Source organism: Deinococcus murrayi DSM 11303 (assembly GCF_000482805.1).
In the GTDB taxonomy this organism is placed as follows: Bacteria; Deinococcota; Deinococci; order Deinococcales; family Deinococcaceae; genus Deinococcus; species Deinococcus murrayi.
In genome coordinates, this window is sequence record NZ_KI519504.1 from 1 (window position 1) to 18484 (window position 18484).

General features: G+C 69.1%; 20 protein-coding genes, 1 other RNA gene and 1 pseudogene. 14 read left to right on the forward strand and 8 right to left on the reverse strand.

Features of this window, described 5'->3' with window-relative positions; genetic code table 11:
- The 3 genes and pseudogenes from H565_RS15375 to pilC form a co-directional block, all read right to left on the reverse strand.
- Positions 1 to 197 (reverse strand): annotated as a pseudogene (locus H565_RS15375) (IS4 family transposase); the annotation flags it as partial.
- A 199-nt stretch (positions 198 to 396) separates the two neighbouring features.
- Positions 397 to 1545, reverse strand: a complete 1149-nt coding sequence (gene lysA, locus H565_RS0112240; RefSeq protein WP_027461283.1) for a diaminopimelate decarboxylase — start codon at positions 1543 to 1545, stop codon at positions 397 to 399.
- 116 nt (positions 1546 to 1661) lie between these two features.
- Positions 1662 to 2882: a type IV pilus assembly protein PilC gene (gene pilC / locus H565_RS0112245; RefSeq protein WP_027461284.1), complete on the reverse strand. Its 1221-nt coding sequence runs from the start codon at positions 2880 to 2882 to the stop codon at positions 1662 to 1664.
- Positions 2883 to 2951: 69 nt separating this feature from the next.
- Between pilC and H565_RS0112250 the strand changes: the two genes are divergently transcribed.
- Both H565_RS0112250 and scpB read left to right on the forward strand, forming a co-directional pair.
- Positions 2952 to 3581, forward strand: a complete 630-nt coding sequence (locus H565_RS0112250) for an L-threonylcarbamoyladenylate synthase (RefSeq protein WP_027461285.1) — start codon at positions 2952 to 2954, stop codon at positions 3579 to 3581.
- Complete coding sequence (scpB, locus tag H565_RS0112255; RefSeq protein ID WP_027461286.1) at positions 3578 to 4108, forward strand: SMC-Scp complex subunit ScpB; 531 nt, start codon at positions 3578 to 3580, stop codon at positions 4106 to 4108. Before H565_RS0112250 ends, scpB begins: the two co-directional genes overlap by 4 nt.
- Before the next feature lie 31 nt (positions 4109 to 4139).
- On the opposite strand, the gene H565_RS15380 is transcribed toward scpB, so the two are convergent.
- Positions 4140 to 5123, reverse strand: a complete 984-nt coding sequence (locus H565_RS15380) for a mechanosensitive ion channel family protein (protein ID WP_051363603.1) — start codon at positions 5121 to 5123, stop codon at positions 4140 to 4142.
- Positions 5124 to 5181: 58 nt separating this feature from the next.
- Between H565_RS15380 and gatA the strand changes: the two genes are divergently transcribed.
- Positions 5182 to 6633, forward strand: coding sequence for an Asp-tRNA(Asn)/Glu-tRNA(Gln) amidotransferase subunit GatA (gene gatA, locus H565_RS0112265; RefSeq protein WP_027461287.1), 1452 nt, complete (start codon positions 5182 to 5184; stop codon positions 6631 to 6633).
- A gap of 1 nt (position 6634) precedes the next feature.
- Here gatA and truB read toward each other — a convergent pair whose 3' ends face one another.
- Entirely contained in the window at positions 6635 to 7567 is a 933-nt protein-coding gene (gene truB / locus H565_RS0112270) for a tRNA pseudouridine(55) synthase TruB (protein WP_027461288.1), read from the reverse strand.
- A 52-nt stretch (positions 7568 to 7619) separates the two neighbouring features.
- Here truB and H565_RS0112275 point away from each other — a divergent pair, with 52 nt between their 5' ends.
- The 3 genes from H565_RS0112275 to rnpB all read left to right on the forward strand — a co-directional run bounded on the left by H565_RS0112275 (position 7620) and on the right by rnpB (position 9287).
- A complete protein-coding gene (locus H565_RS0112275; protein ID WP_027461289.1) occupies positions 7620 to 8018 on the forward strand; it encodes a hypothetical protein in 399 nt (132 codons plus the stop codon).
- Positions 8015 to 8788, forward strand: coding sequence for a pseudouridine synthase (locus H565_RS0112280; protein ID WP_027461290.1), 774 nt, complete (start codon positions 8015 to 8017; stop codon positions 8786 to 8788). The genes H565_RS0112275 and H565_RS0112280 overlap by 4 nt, the downstream gene beginning before the upstream one ends.
- Positions 8789 to 8862: 74 nt before the next feature.
- Positions 8863 to 9287: RNase P RNA component class A (gene rnpB / locus H565_RS15855), an RNA gene on the forward strand.
- A gap of 59 nt (positions 9288 to 9346) precedes the next feature.
- On the opposite strand, the gene H565_RS0112285 is transcribed toward rnpB, so the two are convergent.
- Positions 9347 to 9712, reverse strand: coding sequence for a DUF423 domain-containing protein (locus tag H565_RS0112285; protein ID WP_027461291.1), 366 nt, complete (start codon positions 9710 to 9712; stop codon positions 9347 to 9349).
- A gap of 250 nt (positions 9713 to 9962) precedes the next feature.
- On the opposite strand from H565_RS0112285, the gene mraZ reads away from it, so the two are divergent.
- The 7 genes from mraZ (at position 9963) to H565_RS0112320 (ending at position 16559) form a co-directional block, all read left to right on the forward strand.
- Positions 9963 to 10391: a division/cell wall cluster transcriptional repressor MraZ gene (gene mraZ / locus H565_RS0112290; protein ID WP_027461292.1), complete on the forward strand. Its 429-nt coding sequence runs from the start codon at positions 9963 to 9965 to the stop codon at positions 10389 to 10391.
- A 6-nt stretch (positions 10392 to 10397) separates the two neighbouring features.
- Positions 10398 to 11321 (forward strand): 16S rRNA (cytosine(1402)-N(4))-methyltransferase RsmH, encoded by a 924-nt coding sequence (rsmH, locus tag H565_RS0112295; RefSeq protein ID WP_027461293.1) that lies wholly within the window; start codon positions 10398 to 10400, stop codon positions 11319 to 11321.
- Positions 11318 to 11695, forward strand: a complete 378-nt coding sequence (locus tag H565_RS0112300) for a hypothetical protein (RefSeq protein ID WP_027461294.1) — start codon at positions 11318 to 11320, stop codon at positions 11693 to 11695. The genes rsmH and H565_RS0112300 overlap by 4 nt, the downstream gene beginning before the upstream one ends.
- The gene (locus H565_RS0112305) at positions 11686 to 13053 is read left to right on the forward strand and encodes a peptidoglycan D,D-transpeptidase FtsI family protein (protein WP_027461295.1); all 1368 of its coding nucleotides are present in this window, start codon (positions 11686 to 11688) and stop codon (positions 13051 to 13053) included. Before H565_RS0112300 ends, H565_RS0112305 begins: the two co-directional genes overlap by 10 nt.
- A gap of 431 nt (positions 13054 to 13484) precedes the next feature.
- A complete protein-coding gene (locus H565_RS16645; protein ID WP_027461296.1) occupies positions 13485 to 14072 on the forward strand; it encodes an RlpA-like double-psi beta-barrel domain-containing protein in 588 nt (195 codons plus the stop codon).
- Positions 14073 to 14237: 165 nt separating this feature from the next.
- Complete coding sequence (locus H565_RS0112315; protein ID WP_027461297.1) at positions 14238 to 15407, forward strand: ABC transporter permease; 1170 nt, start codon at positions 14238 to 14240, stop codon at positions 15405 to 15407.
- Positions 15408 to 15533: 126 nt separating this feature from the next.
- The gene (locus tag H565_RS0112320; RefSeq protein WP_027461298.1) at positions 15534 to 16559 is read left to right on the forward strand and encodes a PEGA domain-containing protein; all 1026 of its coding nucleotides are present in this window, start codon (positions 15534 to 15536) and stop codon (positions 16557 to 16559) included.
- A gap of 57 nt (positions 16560 to 16616) precedes the next feature.
- Here the strand turns inward: H565_RS0112320 and H565_RS0112325 are convergent, their stop codons facing one another.
- Positions 16617 to 17192 carry an NUDIX hydrolase gene (locus H565_RS0112325; RefSeq protein WP_027461299.1) on the reverse strand — a complete coding sequence of 192 codons (576 nt, stop codon included), beginning with the start codon at positions 17190 to 17192 and terminating at the stop codon, positions 16617 to 16619.
- Positions 17189 to 17830, reverse strand: coding sequence for a MazG family protein (locus H565_RS0112330; RefSeq protein ID WP_027461300.1), 642 nt, complete (start codon positions 17828 to 17830; stop codon positions 17189 to 17191). The genes H565_RS0112325 and H565_RS0112330 overlap by 4 nt, the downstream gene beginning before the upstream one ends.
- A gap of 125 nt (positions 17831 to 17955) precedes the next feature.
- On the opposite strand from H565_RS0112330, the gene H565_RS0112335 reads away from it, so the two are divergent.
- A complete protein-coding gene (locus H565_RS0112335) occupies positions 17956 to 18420 on the forward strand; it encodes a hypothetical protein (protein ID WP_027461301.1) in 465 nt (154 codons plus the stop codon).
- The last annotated feature ends 64 nt before the right edge of the window (positions 18421 to 18484 follow it).

The following is an 18484-nucleotide window of genomic DNA, read 5'->3' on the forward strand; positions in this document are numbered from 1 at the left end:
AGGCGTTGGTACACGGTGTCGTTTGAGCCGGGGAGGTCAACGATCTGGACGAGCTGGTAGAGGACGACGCTTCGTGCCTGAATCACGGCCAGGATCAGGGCGCTCAGGACGGTCAGGCGACGAGGATCAAGCGGGAAGTGCTCAGCGAGCAGGGCAGTGAGGCTAGACTGAGCGGGGCGGCTCCGGGGGTCTTTCATTGCAGAAAACACCGTACAGGAGCCGATTTCTCAAGTCTCCATCTGACTTTTGACCCCTAGAGAGGATGCACCTACTTCTTCATCGGGATTCCGTCCGAGTTCCTCCACTTCCGGGCAGACACCGGACGGGTCGCGCGTCAGCGTTGCCCCTCGACCGGTTGACCAGTTGGCCTTTTAGGCAGAGTCCCTATGGGTCCCCTCAGTCCAGTCCGGCTTCCGCTGACCAGAGGTCCTCTAGCGCCTCGCGGCGCCGCACCAGCCGCCATTCGCCCTTCTCCCAGAGCGCCTCGGCGGGGCGGGGACGGGTGAGGTAAGTGCTGCTCATGCTCGCGCCGTAGGCTCCAGCTTCCTCAAGTGCCAGCAGGCCGCCGGGTACGGGCGCGGGAAGGGGGACGTCCCGTGCCAGCAGGTCGCCGCTCTCACAGGCTGGCCCTGCCACGTCCCAAAGCTCCGCTGCGCCGCTGCCTTCCCACAGGGCAGTGACCGGATGCTCGGCCCCATACAGCATGGGCCGCAGCAGCTCGGTCATGCCCGCGTCAGTGAGCACAAAGTTGCGCCCGGTGCGCTTGGTGCCCACCACCCGCGTCAGCAGGGTGCCCGCCCGCGCCACCAGGTACCGCCCCGGCTCGACCCACAGCGCCGCCCCAAAGACCGAGGCCGCCTCCCGCGCCGCCTGCGCGATGCCCGGCAGGTCGGCGTCTAGGCCCCAGCCCCCCCCCACGTCCAGCACCTCCAAGCTCCCGACCTCCGGGTGCAGCTCGGCGAGCCGGGCAAAGGCCACGCTGAAGTCAGAGGCGTCGCGGATGGCGCTGCCGATGTGGACATGGAGGCCCAGCGCCGTATGTCCGGCGGCCCGCAGCGCCCGCAACGTGCCCGGCACCTGTGCGGGCGTGACCCCGAACTTGCTGCTCGCCGCACCCGTCGCGAGGTGGGCGTGGGTGCTCACCGCGAGGGCCGGATTGACCCGCACAAGCGCCCGCGAGCCGGGGGGCAAAAGGCCCACTTCCTCCTCCCGGTCAACCACAAAGGTCGCGCCCAGCCGCGCGCCCGCCGCGTAGTCGTCCGGCAGCTTGGCGGGGCCGTTGATGAGCACTTGTTCTCCGCAGGCCCCCACCGCAGCGGCCCGTGCGATTTCTCCGCCGCTAACGCACTCGAAGCCGATGCCCACTCCGTGCAGCCGCCGCAGAAGGGCAAGATTGGGGTTGGCTTTCATGGCGTAGTACACCCGCGCTCCTCCAAAGGCCGCCTGCACTCGCCCCAGCGCGGCGTCTATCTCGGCAGCGTCATAGACATAGAGGGGCGTGCCGAAGCGCTCGGCAGCGGTCTGAAGCTGGTCGCGGGGAATCACGCGGGCCAGTATCTCACCAACAGCTCCCAGGGAGGTCTGAACTCATCGGGCTGCTCGCGGGAGCTGCGGCTTTGCTGGCCCCCATCGGCACTCCAGAAGGAGAGGAGCCGACGGGCTTACTGGCTGAGCTGCCCGATAATCGAGAACATCGGCAGGAACATGCCCGCGACGATGGTGCCCACGATCACTCCTAGGAAGACGATCATCAGCGGCTCGATGGCGGCAGTGAGGCTTTCGACGGCTTCGTCGACCTCGCGGTCATAGAAGTCGCCGACCTTGCCGAGCATGGAATCGAGTGCCCCCGTCTCCTCGCCGATGGACACCATGCTGACGACCATGGGCGGAAAGACCTTGCTCGTGGCCAGGCTTGCGCTCATCGGCTCACCCACCATGACCACGTTCTTGGCGTTCTCGATGGTCTCTTCGACGACAGCGTTGTTTGCGGTGCCCTTGGTGATTTCCAGGCTTTCGATGATGTTCACGCCGCTGCTGATGAGCAGGCCAAAGGTGCGGGCAAAGGACGCGATGGCGCTTTTTTGCAGCAGCTTGCCAAACACGGGCAGCCGCAACTTGATGTCGTCGATGGCGGAGCGGCCCTTTGGCGTCTTGTAGATGAAGCGGTAGGCCACCACGATCAGCCCGATCATGCCGAAAATCAGCAGCCCCGAACTCTTGAGAAAGTCGGAGACCGCCATCAGCAGCCGGGTGATGGCCGGAAGCGGCGCGTTGAGCTGTGCGAGGATACCCGCAAACTGCGGCACGATGGTCGTGAGCAGAAAATAAGTGATGCCCAGCGCAAAGACCAGCACCATGACCGGATAGGTCATCGCGCTTTTAATCTTGCCGCGCAGGGCGAGTTCTTTTTCCTGGAAGGCGGCGATGCGGTCGAGAATCGCGTCCAGGGTGCCGCTGGTCTCGCCTGCCCGCACCAAGTTGACGTACAAACGGTTAAAGACCTTGGGATGCTTGACGATGGCCTCGCTCAGGGGAGTGCCACCCTCCACATCGGTGCGGATGCTCGCCACGATGCCCTGAAAGGCCTTGTGCTCTATTTGCTTTTGCAAGATGGCCAGGGACTGCACGAGCGGCACGCCCGCGTTAATCAGGGTAGCGAGCTGTTTGGAGAAGATGGCGACCTGCTTGAGGCCGGGCGGACGGTCGGTCAGACCCGGAATCTTGACGTCGGCGTTCAGGCCCGTTTTGGGGGGCTTAATCTCGACGATAAAGACGTTTTTGGCGCGCAGGGCGTCGCGGACCTGCCGCTCGGTCTCGGCCTCCATCTGGGACTTCAGGATTTTTCCGGAGCGGTCCCGGACGCGGTATTCGTAGACCGGCATGGCGCTGACTATAGTGGCGGGGGTCTTGCGTTCCCCTTACAACGGGGAAGACGTTCCCTTCCTCCTCCCATGAACACACCCTTGTTTGTCTCCCATGAGGTTGCCTCCCAAGTTGCCCGGGCCGCGGCCTTGCTCGTCAGGGGCGGCGTGGTCGGCTATCCCTCTGAGACGGTGTGGGGTCTCGCCGCGCACCCGGCGTCTCCGGCGGGGCTGGCCGCTCTCGTTACCCTCAAGGGCCGCGACCCCACCAAGCCCGTGCAGGTGTCGTGCCTGGACGTGGCCCATGCCCGGCCCCTGACCCGCACGCCGGAGGTCGTGGATGCGCTCGCAGAGCTGTGGCCGGGGCCGCTGACCCTGGTGCTGCCCGCGTCTGATACCTGCCCGTCCCCCCTTGCGCCCGGCGGCTGGGTGGGGCTGCGCCTGCCCGACCACCCGGTCGCCTCGGCCCTGCTCGCGGCCTGCGGGGGCCTGCTCGCCACGACCAGCCTCAACCCGGCGGGGCGTCCGGCGGCGCGAACCTTCGCTGAGGCGGAAGGCTACGACCTGGGCGTCTTTCTGCTGCCCGACGGCGGCGTTCCCGCACGGGGCGAGGCCAGCACCGTGGTCAGGGTGGGGGCGGGCGGCGAGCTAGAGGTCCTGCGCGAGGGGGCGCTTCCCGTGGACGAGGTGCGGGCGCGCCTGGAGGGCCGCCGCCCATGACGCCCCCGCCAGAGCAGCTGGTCGGCGCGGCCCTGCTCGCTGCTGGACGTCCCCTCACCCGCCGGGAGGTGGCTGAGCTGCTGGGGGTGCCGCCGGAGGCCGCCGCCCGCATCCTGGAGGACTTTGCTGCCCGGCTGCGGGAAGCGGGACTGGGCTTCGAGGTCGAAGCGGTGGCGGGAGGCTACCGCCTGGTCGTGCCCCCGGCCCTCGCCGCGCCTCTCGCGCCGCTGCTGGCCCCACCGCCCCTGCCCCCACTGAGCGCCGCCGCACTGGAGGTGCTGGCCATCATCGCTTACCGCCAGCCCGTCACCCGCGCCGAGATAGAAGCGATGCGTGGCGGCAGCGCGGGCACGGTCGTCACCCTTCAGGAACGCGAACTCGTCAAGGTGGTGGGCCGCTCGGACGCCCTTGGCCAGCCCCTCTTGTACGGCACGACCGAGCGCTTCTTGCTGGAGTTCGGCCTGCGCGGTCTGGAGGACCTGCCGCCGCTGGAGGGGGCCGAGTTCGCGGGGCTGCTGCGGGGCTAGGGGAGAGCGGTCAGCGGTTGGCTCTCGGCCGTCAGCTGTCAGCTCTCAGCTCTTCGCTTGTGCCTGCTGGCCTCTGGCTGCCGGCTGCCGGCTGCCGGCTGCCGGCTGCTGCCTCCTGGGGCGGGGCGGGCCAGCCTTCGCGTTGGCGCGTGCGGTCGCCGTCTGTTTCCTCGGTCTGGTTGTGAAAGAGCACCTGCTGGGTGGGAAAGGGGAGGTCGATGCCCGCCGAGAGCAGGGCAGGTTTAAGGGCTTCCAGCACCCGGTCTTGAACTTCGACGGCCTCCCGCCGAATGGGGGGGTCAATCCAGAAACGCACTTCCAGATTGACGCTGAAGTCGCCGTACTCGCGCACCAGCACGGTGGGCGGCGGGTCGGTGCGGACCCCTTCAACCTGGGCGAGCGTATTCAGGATGATGCGTTTGGCCTTTGGGATATCGTCGCCGTAGCCGATGCCTACCGCGACGGCGAGGCGCAGGCGGTCGTGGGCCGTGTTGACCACCACCCGGTTGGTGTACAGCTCGCTGTTGGGAATCACGACCCGGCGATTGTCGTAGGTTCGCAGCAGGGTCGCCCGCACCTGAATGTCTTCGACGGTGCCCTCGTGGGAGCCGCTGATAATCTGGTCGCCGATGCGAAAGGGCCGGGTCACCAGCAGCAGCAGCCCCGCGAGCAGATTCTGAAAGATGTCCTTGAACGCAAACCCGATGGCGACGCCGCCCACTCCCAGCGCACTGAACAGCGAAGCTGCGTTGAGGCTGGGAATCAGAATGGTGAGGGCAACGAGCAAGCCGAAAGCCAAGACTCCCCAGGACGCGAGCCGGGAAAAGACCCGCGAGACTCCTGGCTCCTGTCCGGCCCGTGCCGCCACAGTCCCTACCGCCCGACCCACCCAGCGGGCGACGAGGACAAACACCAAAAAGACCAGTGTGGCCAGCAGGACATTGGGCAGGGCCGCCACCAGGCCCTGAAGCGTCGCTTGGAGTCGAGTCCAAGCCACTTCGGTCGTCAGGTTCATGGGGGTATCCTAGCGGTGCAAATCGCGGGGGCGCGGTGCGGCTGATACCTTCTGTGCCATGTCCGTCCAGCCTTCCACCGCTGCTGCCCTCGCCCGCGCTGTTCAGTCTGGGGCCTCCTCCCCGCAGGCTCTGTTGGAAGCAGCCCTGGCCCGCATCCGGATGGCCCGCTCCCTCAATGCGGTTGTGAGTCTGAATGCGGGGGCGGAGGCGGCGGCCATGTGGGTCGCCGAGCGGGTGGCAGAGGGGGAAACCTTGCCTCTTGCGGGGGTGCCCATTGTGCTCAAGGACAACATCAATGCGCGGGGAACCCTGACGACCTGCGGCAGCCGCATGCTGGCGAACTACATTTCACCCTACGATGCGACCGTCGTCGAGCGGCTGACAGCGGCGGGGGCCGTGATTGTCGGCAAGGCGAACATGGACGAGTTCGCGATGGGGTCGAGCACCGAGACGAGCGCCCACGGCCCCACCCTCAACCCCTGGGACCGTTCGCGGGTGCCGGGCGGCAGCAGCGGCGGGAGCGCGGCGGCGGTGGCGGCGGGGCTGGTGCCCCTGAGCCTGGGCAGCGACACGGGCGGCTCGGTGCGCCAGCCCGCCGCGCTGACGGGCGTGTACGGCCTCAAGCCGACCTATGGGCGGGTCAGCCGCTACGGGCTGGTGGCCTACGCGAGCAGCCTGGACCAGATTGGCCCTTTTGCTCGGTCCGCCGCCGACCTCGCCCTGGTCATGAATGTGCTCGCCGGGCACGACCCCCGCGACGCGACCAGCCTGGACGTACCCCCGGCTTTTCGCGTGGGCAGCCCGGACGAGCTGCGCGGACTGCGGGTCGGCGTGATTCGCGAGAGCCTGGAGGGGAATACGCCGGGGGTGGAGGCGGCGTTGGAAGCCCTGCTCGCCGCCCTGCGCGGGGCCGGGGCGGAGGTGCGCGAGGTCAGCTTGCCCCACCTGCGGCACGCGGTCGCCACCTACTACCTGATTGCCATGCCCGAAGCGAGCAGCAACCTCGCCCGCTACGACGGCATGGTCTACGGCGAGCGCGTCCCGGCGGAGGACGTCAGCGGCAGCATGACCGCGACCCGCGAGCGCGGCTTCGGGCACGAGGTCAAGCGGCGCATTCTCATCGGCACCTATGCCCTCTCCAGCGGCTACTACGACGCCTACTACAGCAAAGCGATGCGGGTGCGCCGCCTCATCGCCGACGATTTCGGGCGGGCCTTTGGTGATGTCGACCTCCTCGTTTCGCCCACCAGCCCCTTTCCCGCCTTCCGGCTGGGCGAGAAGATGGGCGACCCCCTGGCCATGTACGCCGCCGACGTGGACACGGTGGCCGTGAACCTTGCCGGACTCCCGGCCCTCAGCGTGCCCGCCGGCTTTGAGACGGTGGGGGGCGTGCGCTTGCCCGTCGGCGTGCAGTTCATCGCCCCCGCGCTGGGGGACGAGCGGCTGACGGCGCTGGCGGGGGCTTTGGAAGGCATAGGGGTGGTGCGGGTGGAGCCAGCGCGGGCCTGAGCTACGCCCAGGCCCGCACCACCCGCAGCCGCTCGCCGTCGCCGTCCACCACCGCCACGAGTGCCCCCTCCAGCGTGACCACGTGCCGCCCCCGCGCCGGGTGTGGGGGGCGCTTGCCCTGGCGCAGCTCGCGGGCGAGGCGCTCGTCGGCCTCAAGGTGCGGGAAGTCCAGCACGGCGAGGTCGGGGAGGCCTGAGGCGTCCGCGAGGGCCTCCAGGGGCACGGTGTCCGTCAGGTCATGGCGGCCCGCCCGCGTCCGTACCAGCCCGGCGAGGTGGGCAGGAACCCCCAGCGCCGCCCCCACGTCCCGCGCCAGCGAGCGCAGGTAGGTGCCGCTGCCCACGCGGGCGCGGACGAGCAGGGTGGGAAAGTCGCCCAGCGCGGGGGGCAGGGTGAAGGGACGCCCCGCCGGGTCCGGGGTCCAGCCCGCCGGGCCGGGCGCGAAGGTTCGGGGGGTTTCCTGCACCGAGGCATACCTGCCGAGGAGTTCCAGCGCCTGAATCTCGACCGGACGCGCCGCCAGCTCCAGCTCGCCCCCTGCCCGCGCTGCGGCGTAGGCCCGCACGCCCCCCACCTGAATGGCCGAGTACTGCGGCGGCACCTGGAGTTGCGGCCCCAGGAAGGAAGAGAGCACCTCCCGCACGCGGGCTTCGTCGGGCAGCGGGGTCTCGGCCCGCTCGCTAATGGGGCCTTCGGCATCCAGGGTGGGCGTGCCCGCCCCCAGCGAAATCCAGGCGAGGTAGTCCTTGGAGTCGCGCTCCATGAACTGCACCAGCTTGGTGGAGTCGTTCGCGCACAGCACCAGCACCCCGGTGGCCAGCGGGTCAAGCGTTCCGGTGTGGCCCACCCGCCGGGTGCCCAGGGCGCGGCGAGCGCGGCTCACCACGTCGTGGGAGGTCAGGCCGAGCGGTTTGTCCACGGCGAACACGGGCATGGCCCAGACCCTAGCAGCCTGAGCGGGCCACGCGTGCCGCATACTGCAGAGCGTGTTGCGCGTTGCCCTGTGGCTGACAGCGCTGGTGTTCGTGCCAGTGGGCCTCTTTCTGTATTTTCTGCCGCCGGGGGTCGCGGGGCTGCTGGGTGTTTCCCCGCTGTGGCTGGCCCGCGCGAGCGGCGGGCTGGTGCTCGCCTGGGGGGTGCTGCTGTTGGCCGCGAGCCGCCGTCCGGACCCGCTGGGGGCGGGGGCGCTTGCGGGGGGCAACCTGCTGCTCGTCGCGGCGCTGGTGCCTGCCCTGCTGCGGCTGGGGGGCACCCTGGACCCGGCCCTGCGCCTCACGCTGTTGGGGCTGGCCGCCGTGCTGGGCGCGTTGGCGGTGCTGGGGCTGCTGAACTGGCCGCAGTCGTCCCGCCGGGAGCGGGGAGAAGCTGGGGGAGAGCGCGCGTGACCCCGGACGCCGCGCCAGAGCGCTTGCACAAGCGCCTCGCACGGGCGGGGGTCGCTTCGCGCCGGGCCGCCGAAGCCCTGATTGCGGCGGGACGCGTCACGGTGAATGGCCAGACGGCCACCCTGGGCCGCACCGTGCTCCCCACCGACGAAATCCGGGTGGACGGCCAGCTCATCGAGGTGACGGCTCCACCCGCCGTCACCTACCTCCTGCACAAGCCTGTTGGGTACGTCACCTCGGCCCGCGACGAGTACGGACGCCGCACTGTCCTGGACGCCATGCCCCCGGTGCCCGGCCTGCATCCGGTGGGCCGCCTCGACCGCGATTCCGAGGGGCTGCTGCTGCTTACCACCGACGGCGACCTTACCCTGCGCCTGACCCACCCCCGCTACGGCCACGAGAAGGTCTACCGCGCCTGGACCGCCGGGCGCGGCGACCCTGACCCCGCCGACCTCGCCCGGCTGGAGCGCGGCCTTCTGCTGGAGGACGGCCCCGCCCAGGCCCTGAGCGCCCGGCCTGCCCCCGGCGGCGCGCTGGTCACCCTGGGCGAGGGCCGCAACCGCCAGGTGCGGCGGATGCTCGCGGCGGTCGGGCATCCGGTCGTGCGGCTGCTGCGGCTGCGCATGGGCGGCCTGTGGCTCGGCGACCTCGGCCCCGGCGAGTACCGCGAACTCAGCCGCCGCGACCTGCATTGGCTGCTGCATCCCGCCGAGGTGCCCCGCCGGGTCTGGGAACGGCAGGAGGCTCAAACGCTGAAGCGCTGGGGCTAGCGGCGGCAAAGCGGGCTTTGCTCCTGTCACCCTAAGCGGAGTGCAGGTCCTCTCCCCCTGCTACACTCGTGGATGCGGGGAGGTTCATGGCCGCGCTCCTGCTCCGCAGGGGTGAGGAAAGTCCGGGCACCGCAGGGCAGGATGCCAGCTAACAGCTGGTCGGCGAGCCAAGCGTCCCTCTGAAGCGCCGAACCGGGGGGAAGGCGGCGAAGCCGAAGGACAGTGCCACAGAAACCAGACCGCCAGTTTCCGCTTAACCCCGGCGCGGGTGGAGCTGGTCAGGGTGAAACGGTGCGGTAAGAGCGCACCAGGCCGCCGGGAGACCGGGGGCGCTGGTAAACCCCATCCGGTGCAAGACCCGACCGTGCGCGAGGAGCGGCCCGCTCCGAAGACCGCCAGGATGGTCGCTAGAGGTGCGCGGCGACGCGCATCCCAGAGAGATGGCCATGCCCCCTTTGACCGGGGGAGACAGAACCCGGCTTATCGCCTCCCCGCTCCCTACAGGCCCGCCGCTTCCCACCAGGGAGGGCGGGCCTGCTCTTTGTCCGTGACCCCGCTCTAGGGGCTTCCTCCTCCCGCGCTGCGGGCTTGCCAGGCTGCTGCGAGCAGTCCGGCCATCATCAGCACGCCGCCCAGCGGAGTGACGGCCCCCCACCAGCGCGGCCCAGTCAGGACCAGCAGGTACAGGCTGCCGCTAAAGACGACGGCCCCCGCGAGCAGCAGCGCCCCCCAGACCCCCCGCCGTCCGCTCGCCCCCAAGGCGAGCAGGGCCAGCGCCGTGTACATCTGGTAGCGCACGCCCGTCTCAAAGGTGGCGAGGTCGCCCGCACTCAGCGTGTCCCGCAGCCCGTGCGCTCCAAAGGCCCCCAGCCCCACCCCCAGGGCCGCGAGGAGCGCTCCCGCCATCACCGGATTCAGTCTCATGCTCCGGAGGGTAGAGGCTGGGGGGAGTCGGGAGGCAGGGGCAGTCGCCCCGACAGGATGAGTGGGAGAAGAGGGGAGCATGGGCCTTAAAAGTGGGAGGCTGGTGGGAATCGGTGGTAAAGCGTGGGGAGCGCTGTTACACTCCGGACAGCAGCCGACCGTCGCGTCTGGAACGCCGCGGCCCGGCTGCACGTCGCGTGCCGCCGAATGCTGCTGGTGGGAGACACGTGGGAAGTGAGAGGCAAAGACCGTGCCGTTTGGAGAGTACCCCTACACCATCGACGACAAGGGCCGCCTGGTCATGCCTCCGGCGTTCCGGGAGTTCGTCGAGGACGGGATGATTCTCACCCGCGGCATGGAGGGCTGCTTGTACGTCTTTCCGCTGGCAAGCTGGCGGCGGGTCGAAGAGCAGCTTGAAGGCCTTCCCCTCACGGACGCGGCCTCCCGCGCGTTCGTGCGGTTTTTCTATTCCGGTGCCAGCAAAGCGCGGCTGGACAACCAAAGCCGCGTCTCGGTGCCGCTGGCCCTGCGCAGTTTCGCTGGGCTTGAAAACGACGTGATCGTTGCGGGTGCCCCCGGACGTCTGGAGCTGTGGACTCCGGCCCGCTGGGAGGCGGCCATCGCCGCCGTGCAGCAAAACCCGCCCAACCCCGAACTTCTCGCCCATTTCGTGGCGTAACTGAACATGACCTCCCTTTTTCCCGACGACCCCTTGGCCTCCACCCTCGCTCATATCCCCGTTCTGGCGACCGAGGTGCTGGACGCCCTCGCGCCCGCGCCGGGCCGGGTCATCGTAGACGGCACCCTGGGCGGTGCTGGACACACCCGGCTGCTGCTGGAGGCGGGTGCCTCCGTCATCGGCATCGACCGGGACCCCTACGCCCTGGCCCGCGCCCGCGCCGCTGCCCTGCCTGGCCTGACCGCCGTGGAGGGCAACTACCGCGACCTCGCGGCCCTGCTGGAGCGCCTGGGCGTTCAGCAGGTAGACGGCGTGCTGCTCGATATCGGTGTGAGCAGCTTTCAGCTCGATGACGCCGGGCGCGGCTTTTCTTATCACGCCGACGCGCCGCTCGACATGCGCATGAGTCAGGCGGGTCCTTCTGCCGCCGACGTGGTGAACACCCTCCCCGAAGAGGAACTCGCCGCCATCATCTACGAGTACGGCGAGGACCGTCATTCCCGCCGCATCGCCCGCGCCATCGTGCAGGCTCGCGAGCAAGCCCCCATCGAGACGACCGCGGCCCTCGCAGCGGTCGTCAAGCGGGCCTATCCCGGTTTTTCGCCCGGCATTCATCCAGCCCGGCGCACCTTTCAGGCACTGCGAATTCACGTCAACGACGAACTCGGTGCGCTGCGCGAGGGGCTGGCCGCCGCCGAGGGGGTGCTCGCGCCGGGGGGCCGCCTCGCCGTCATCTCCTTCCACTCGCTGGAAGACCGCATCGTCAAACGCTTCTTGCGGGGGTCGGCCACCCTCGAAGCGCTTACCAAGCGCCCAGTCGAGGCTTCCGCCGAGGAGCAGGCCCGCAACCCCCGCGCCCGCAGCGCCAAGCTCCGGGCCGCCCGCAAGCTCGCTCCAGAGGAACTGTCAGGCCGGGAGGTGCGCTCGTGAGCCGCTGGCGTTTTCCCGACTTCTCGCAACTCGACGTGAGCGTCGCCACCTGGCGGGCGCGGGCGGTGCGGTACCTCGCCATCTACATCGCGCTCGCGCTGCTGCTGGTGGGGGCGCGGGCCATGACCCAGGACGTGCGCCCGGCGCTGCGGGCCGCGCAGGAACGTGAAGCCCAACTCACCACCCTGCGCGATGAGCTGGAACTGCGGGTCCAGAGCCTGACCGGGTCGGCGCGAGTGCGCGACTGGGCCTTTGCCAATGGGATGCGGCGCTTTGCTGGCTCGCCGACCACCACGGGGCGCTTTGGCAGCGAGAAGCTTCCCCCGCCCCTCAAACCCCGAACCACCTTGGAGGTCAAGACCGAATGGAAGTGAAAATCCAGAAGCGTTCGCGCTGGATGCAGGCCGTCGCGCTGCTGCTCTTCATGACCCTGGTTTGGGCCTACGCGCAGCTCGAATGGGGGGTGCCGCAGGGCGTCAAGCGCTCGGTCGTCCAGTCGCGCGGCCCCATCCTCGCCCGTGACGGCACCGTGCTGGCCCGCAGCGTGGGCGGCGAGCGGGTCTATCCGCAAGGAACCCTCGCCGGGCAAGTGCTGGGCATGATGGGCGCGACCGAAGGTCTAGAGGGCCTCGAAGCCGCCTACAACCGCAGCCTGGAGGCCGGGCAGCCTCTGCGCCTGACCCTGGACCCCGCCACCCAGTCCGCTGCCGAGGCCGCGCTCGCCCGCTACGTGCCCGAACATGAGGCGCAGTACGGCTCAGTTGTAGTCCTCGAAACACGTACGGGGCGCATCCTCGCTGCCGCAAGCTATCCGCCCTTTGACCCCAACAAGTGGCGGGTGTACTCGCCGGAAACCCGGCGCAACCGTCCCTTCCTCGACGTCTACGAGCCGGGGTCGACGGTCAAGGCGCTGGTGGTCGCGGCGGCCCTTAACGAGGGGCTGACCACCCCCAATACGGTCTATGACACGCCGATGCGCCGCTATGTCGGCGACCGCTGGGGCAGCACCATCGGCGACAGCGTGCAGCACCCGAAGCGCCTGACCACCCGCGAAATCCTGCGCTACAGCAGCAACGTCGGCATGACCCATATCGTCGAGCACTTTGAGCCGGAGCGGATGCGGGGCTACCTCCTCGCGTACGGATTTGGAGATTACCCGGAGTTGCCGACCGTCGCGAGCAGCACGGGCCGCTTGCAGCCCCTGCGCAACTGGAACGACCTGGTGCGGGCCACCAATGCCTTTGGCCAGGGCATGAGCAGCACGACCCTGCAACTCGCCGCTGCCTACAACGTCCTCGCAAACGATGGGCGCTACGTGGCCCCCCGTTTGGTTGAGGGCGAGCCTGCTGGAGAGCGGCGCGACGTGCTGAACCCGGCGACCGCCCGCACCGTCCGCATCATGCTCAAGGAGGTCGTCCAGGAGGCCATTCCCACCCAAGCGGGCCTCAAGGGATACGACCTCGCGGGCAAGACGGGCACCTCGCAAGTGTCCCTGGGCGCGCAGGGGTATTCCCGCAGCCTCTACGACAGCACCTTCGCGGGCATCGTCTCCTACCCTTCCGATACCCCCCGCGTCACCATCGCGGTGATGGCCCACGGGGCCAAACGGGGTTACCACGGCTCGCAGCTCGCGGCCCCTATCTACCGCGACATCGCCTCTGACTTGCTCTCCCGCTGGGGGGCCGCCCCCACCCCCCCGCCCCCCGAAGCCCAAGACGCCGCCAAGCCCTGAGGCTTTTCCTGAGGACTTCCTGAGCGTTTCGACACCCCTCCGCCTTCCCGGAGCCAGCTCACCGTGAGCTGGCTCTCTTTGTTGGGGCCTAGAAGTGCAAGGTCTTGCACGTTCGCGGTCCAGCCTGGCCTCCCAAGCCCTGCTCTAACGCACCGCCGAGGCTGCTGCCCGACCGCCCTTCATGAGAAACCCGGTGAGAACGTTAGAAGTTGACTCATCTGACAGGCTGGCTTCTGGAGGGAACTTTTTGGGCTTTCGAACCGCTGCCGCCCGCTGCTCGGCCTCCTTTGATGAGGCTGGAGGGCCTTAATACACAGAAAGCTCCCATCTGACATCCTTAGGCTCATCCCAGAAGAAAGCCCCCCGCGGCTTGCCCTCTTCCAGACCCCATTCGGCCACAGCGCCCCGCGTGTGTGGCCGCAGGAGAATGCATGCTGAACCTTGCCCATCTGTTGCCGACGGCGGTGCTGGCGGCTTTGGCTACCGGGGCCGCGACCCCGGTGCTTCCCGCCCCGGCGGTTGCGGCCCAAGCCGTGCGCGAAGCCCTCGCGCCGGAAGCCGCCTCCGCGCCCACCCCGGTAGCGCAGGCCACGGTGGTCCAACCCAGCGCTGCCCCGGCGACGGCAGCCCAGACTCGCGCTCAGGTCATCGAGCAAGCGCAGGCCCTGCTGGCCCAGACGAACACCCGCCAGGGCCGCAGCGTGATTGCGCGGGCAACGGCCTACAACAGCCTCGCGGCGCAAACCGACTCGACCCCCTTTATCACGGCAACGGGTACCCGCACCCGTCCGGGCGTGGTGGCTCTCAGCCGCGACCTGCTGCGCATCTTTCCCTACGGCAGCCGCATCACCATCGAGGACCTCAGTGGGAAGTACAACCACCTTCTGCGGGGGCGCGTCTTTTACGTCGAAGACACGATGGCCGCCCGTAAGACGAACAGCATCGACATCTGGATGGCCACGCGCAGCCAGGCCCTCCAGTTCGGAGCGCGTCAGGTCCGGATTACGGCGGTGCGCTGAGGCCCCCTTTCCCCAGATACCTCACCTCCTCAGGGCGTGGTCGTCCCCCCGCGGGCACCGCGCCCTTCCGCATGTGGCGGCGCGGCTGGAGGAGGGGAGAGACCTGCTATCGTCCCCAAACGTGAGGCTGCTCCCCCCCTTCGTTCGTACGGTGCAGGCTCGTCCATGAGCCGCCCCCCAGACCTGGCCTGGACGGTGGCGCGAGCGCACCTCGCTCGGCGGCGCACCCAAAACTTGTTGACGGTGTTGGGCATTGCGGTGGGGGTGATGGTGCTCATCGCGGCCCTCAGCCTGACGAACGGTTTTACCCGCGCCCTGACCGACGCAACCCTGCGGGCCAGCCCCCACCTCAGCCTGAACGCCTATGCCCCGGCAGGCCGGGACGCCGCTCTAGAAGCCGAGATGCGCTCGGACCCCCGCGTCACGGCCTTCGCGCCCTTCGTGGCCGACAAGGGGCTGCTCACCCGTCCCGCCGGGGGCGGTCGGGCGGCGGGGGTCGATTTCGCCACCCTGTTCGGGGTGACGCCCGCCGCCGCCGAGGTGCTGGGCTTGCGTCCCGAAGAAGCCCACTTGCTGCGCGGCCTGGGGCCAAACGAGATTCTGCTCGGCGAAGCCCTGGCCCGCAGCGTGGGGGCCTTTACCGGGGACGAGGTGCGGCTGCTGAACAGCACCCAGCGCCGGACCGCGGTGCGGGTGGTGGGGGTCTTTCGCACCGGCAACTTCCTCATCGATTCCGGGTACGCCTTTACCAGCTTGGGCACCCTGCAAGCGTTGCAACGCAGCGGCAACATCACGGGCTATCAGCTGCGGCTGCGTGACCCGGACCTCGCCCCGGCGGTGGGCCAGGAGTTAACCCGGCTGCGGCCCTATGCTTCGCTGCCCTGGCAGGACCTGTACGGCACCCTGCTCGACCAGCTCGCCCTGCAAAAGCGGGTCATCGCCTTTGTCGTGTTCCTCATCGTCGTCGTGGCGGCTTTTGGCATCGCCAACGTCTTGACCCTGGCCGTCTTCGAAAAGACTCAGGAGATAGCCATCCTGCGGGCCATCGGGGCGACGCGGCCCCTTATCACGAGGGTCTTTTTGCTGGAAGGAGCCGTGCTGGGGCTGGGAGGGCTGCTGCTGGGCAACCTGCTGGGCCTGGGCCTCAGCTTGTATTTCACCGTGCGGCCCTTTCAGTTGCCGGGCGACCTGTACTTCATCACCGCCCTCCCCGTGGAGGTGCGCGGGACGGACCTCCTGTGGGTCAACGCGGTCGGGCTGGGCACCACCCTGCTCGCGGCCCTGATTCCGGCGCGGCGGGCGGCGGGGGTAGAGCCGGCCCGCATCATCCGCTAGGGTGCTGCCCCTTGCCCGTCCCGCGCCGCAAACTGACCGTGGGCTGAAGCACTCTTAAGTTTTGGGATGTACCCGCTCATGGCGCGTCATGGAGACGCACTTAGGCTGCTTCTCGGAGGTACACCCATGAAGAAGCTTTTGATGATTCCCGCTGCGATGCTCCTGAGCACGGCGGCGGCGGCTCCCCGAATCAGCGCCCAAAGCATCATCGTGAACCCCACGCAGCCTGACCTCTCGGTCAGCGTGCGCGTGAACAAGGATTCCAGCGGCAACGGCAACCCCACCTACCGGGTTGGCGAAAATATCACCATCTCCACGACGGTCAACCGCGACGCCTACGTCTACCTCTTTAACGTGGACGCCAACGGCGAGGTGACCCAAATCCTCCCCAACCGTCTGGGCGGCGAGAACTTCGTCAAGGCGAACACCACTGTGACTTTCCCCCGTCCGGGCGCGAACTTCACCTTTACGGTCGGTGAGGACCTCGGCCTGAACAAGGTGCTTGCGCTGGCCAGCCTGACGCCCCTCAACCTCGATCAGCTCAGCACCTTCAAGAGCCAGCAAGACCAGTTCGCCACCGTGAACGCCCGTGGTCAGAACCAGCTCGCGCAGGCCCTGAGCATCGTCGTGAACCCCATCCCCCAGAACAGCTGGGTCACCGATACGGCCTTCTTCACCGTGGTTTCCCAGAACCCGGTGCAGACCGGCAGCCTCTTTGTGGGCACCAATGTCGCCAACGCGACCGTGATTCTGAACGGTCAGCGCCTGGGCACGGCCAACGCCACGTTCAGCAACATCCGCCCCGGCACCTACCCGGTGCGGGTGCAGGCCCCCGGCTACCGGGACTACACCACCACCATCACCATTCGGGCGGGCGTGACCACCAACCTGAACGTGGACTTCGCGCAGGTCGTGACCCCGGCCCCCGCGCCTGCACCCAACCAGTACACGCTTGCCATCCGCAGCAACGTGACCGGTGCCCGCGTCTTTATCGACGGGCGCGAGGTGGGCACCATCCAGAATGGCGGCCTGAACGTGACGGTCGCGCGTGGCAGCCGTGAAGTCGTGCTTATCGCCCCTGGCTACCGCACCTTCGTGAACACCTACAACGTCACCAGCAACGCCCAAATCACCATCAACCCCGCCCGCTAAAGCCGCGAGGGACCAGCCCAAGCCCCCACCCACGTGGTGGGGGTTTTTGGTGGGTAGTTAAGGCCCCTCCCCCAACAGGTCGTGGAGCACCCGTGCCGTCATGCCCCAGATGTCGTGGCCGCGCCAGGGGTAGCGGTAGAGGGGCACGGCTTCGCCGTTTGGCAGGGTGCGCGTCTCGCGAACGAGGGGCGCGGCCCGCAGCTCGCCCAGGGTAGGCAGCAGCAGCTCGGCGACCTCTGCGCTGAGGGTGAGGCGCGGCTGTGCCGGCAGGCGGGCAAGCACGGGTGTGACGTGAAAGCCCACCGGAGTAAACACGTCGTCGAGTTCGCCGAGAACTGCCACGTCGCTGGGCGAGAGGCCCACCTCCTCTTCGGCCTCGCGCAGGGCGGCTTGCACCGGGGTTTCGCCGGGGTGGAGGCTGCCGCCGGGAAAGCTGATTTGGCCCCGGTGGGTGGGCAGCTCTGCCGAGCGCACCGTGAGCAGCACGCGGGGGTCAGGTTCGCGGGTGAGGCCCACCAGAACAGCGGCGCGGCGAAACTGGGGCAGGTGCAGCCGCTGCCGGGTGCGCTGACCCACCCACAGCGCCCAGGGGTCGCCCTGCGCGTCCTCCAGGGGCGTGGGCTGCTCCGTCACCCTGCCTCCGGGTCGGGGAGGGCCAGCAGCCGGGCCTGGGTGTGCTCGCGCAGCGCGACCTCTGGGTCAACCCCCAGCGCCCGTGCCCAAGCGGAGGCAGCAGCGAGCACCTCCGCGACTCCCGCCGCCGAGTCGGGGGCGCGGTCCAGCGCCGCCTGGACCCCGGCACGGGCCGCCTCCGCGTTCGCGGGAGTCTCGCCCGCGAGCTTCTGGGCCGCCGCCTCGCGGGCGAGCGCTCCCAGGGCGGCGGGGACTCGGTCGGCGGCGCGCCGGGGCTGTCCTCCGCGCTCGGCGGCTTTGATGGCCTGCCAGTTGGCGACCACCTCGCCCGCGTCCGCTACCCGCACGTCTCCGAACACGTGCGGGTGCCGCCGCACCAGCTTCTCGACGATGCCGCGCTCGACGTCCTCGTAGCGGAAGGTCCCAGCTTCTTCCCCAATCACCGCGTGAAAGGCGACTTGCAGCAGCACGTCTCCCAGCTCGGCGGCGAGGGCCTGCGGGCCTTCTGAGACGGCGTCGACCGCCTCCGCCGCTTCCTCCAGCAGGTAGGGCCGCAAGGAGGCATGGGTCTGCTCGCGGTCCCAGGGGCAACCGTCCGGAGCACGCAGGCGGCGCAGGGTGGTCAGCAGGTCTTGCATGACCGCCATGCTAGGCCGAATGGCACCGGGATGGGGGTACAGGGGCCTGCACCTGGGCAACGTGATGGCGGCACCCTCACCCTGCCTTCACCGTTCGTCAGCTGCGGCGTGCTGCACTGGGCCGCATGCACAAGCTCTCCTTGCTGGCCCTGACGGCCCTGCTCGCCGCGCCCCTCGCTCCCGCCCGTGCTCAGGCCGCGACTGCCTGGAGCGCTCAAAGCCTCGCGACCGCCCGCTTTGTCATCCTGCCCCCCCAGATTCAGGGCAACCCCAACCTCATCAGCGCCGAGCAGCAGGCTGCCCTCTTGGCCGCGATGAGCCGCGACTCGGCGGGGGCACTCAAGCGCCGCTATCCGGGGGCGAGCATCGTCGCGGATGCCCGCGCACCCGGCGTCATCAAGGTCAGCCCCGTCCTGGTCGCTCCCAATGCTCTTGTGCCCTGGGCCAAGCTCACTGCCCGGCTGGACTTCGAGCTTCCGGAGGGCCAGCGCGTCACGGTGCAAGACCACTTTGGGCTGCTCACGCTTTGGCAGCAGCAGCACGAAGCCGCCAACTTCGTCTATGACCAGCTCGTGCGCCGCTTGCCCTGACCCCGCCCTCCCCCCCCGGCTTAAGCCCCCCTTCACGCGCCCCGGCCCCCGGCGGCGGGCGCGT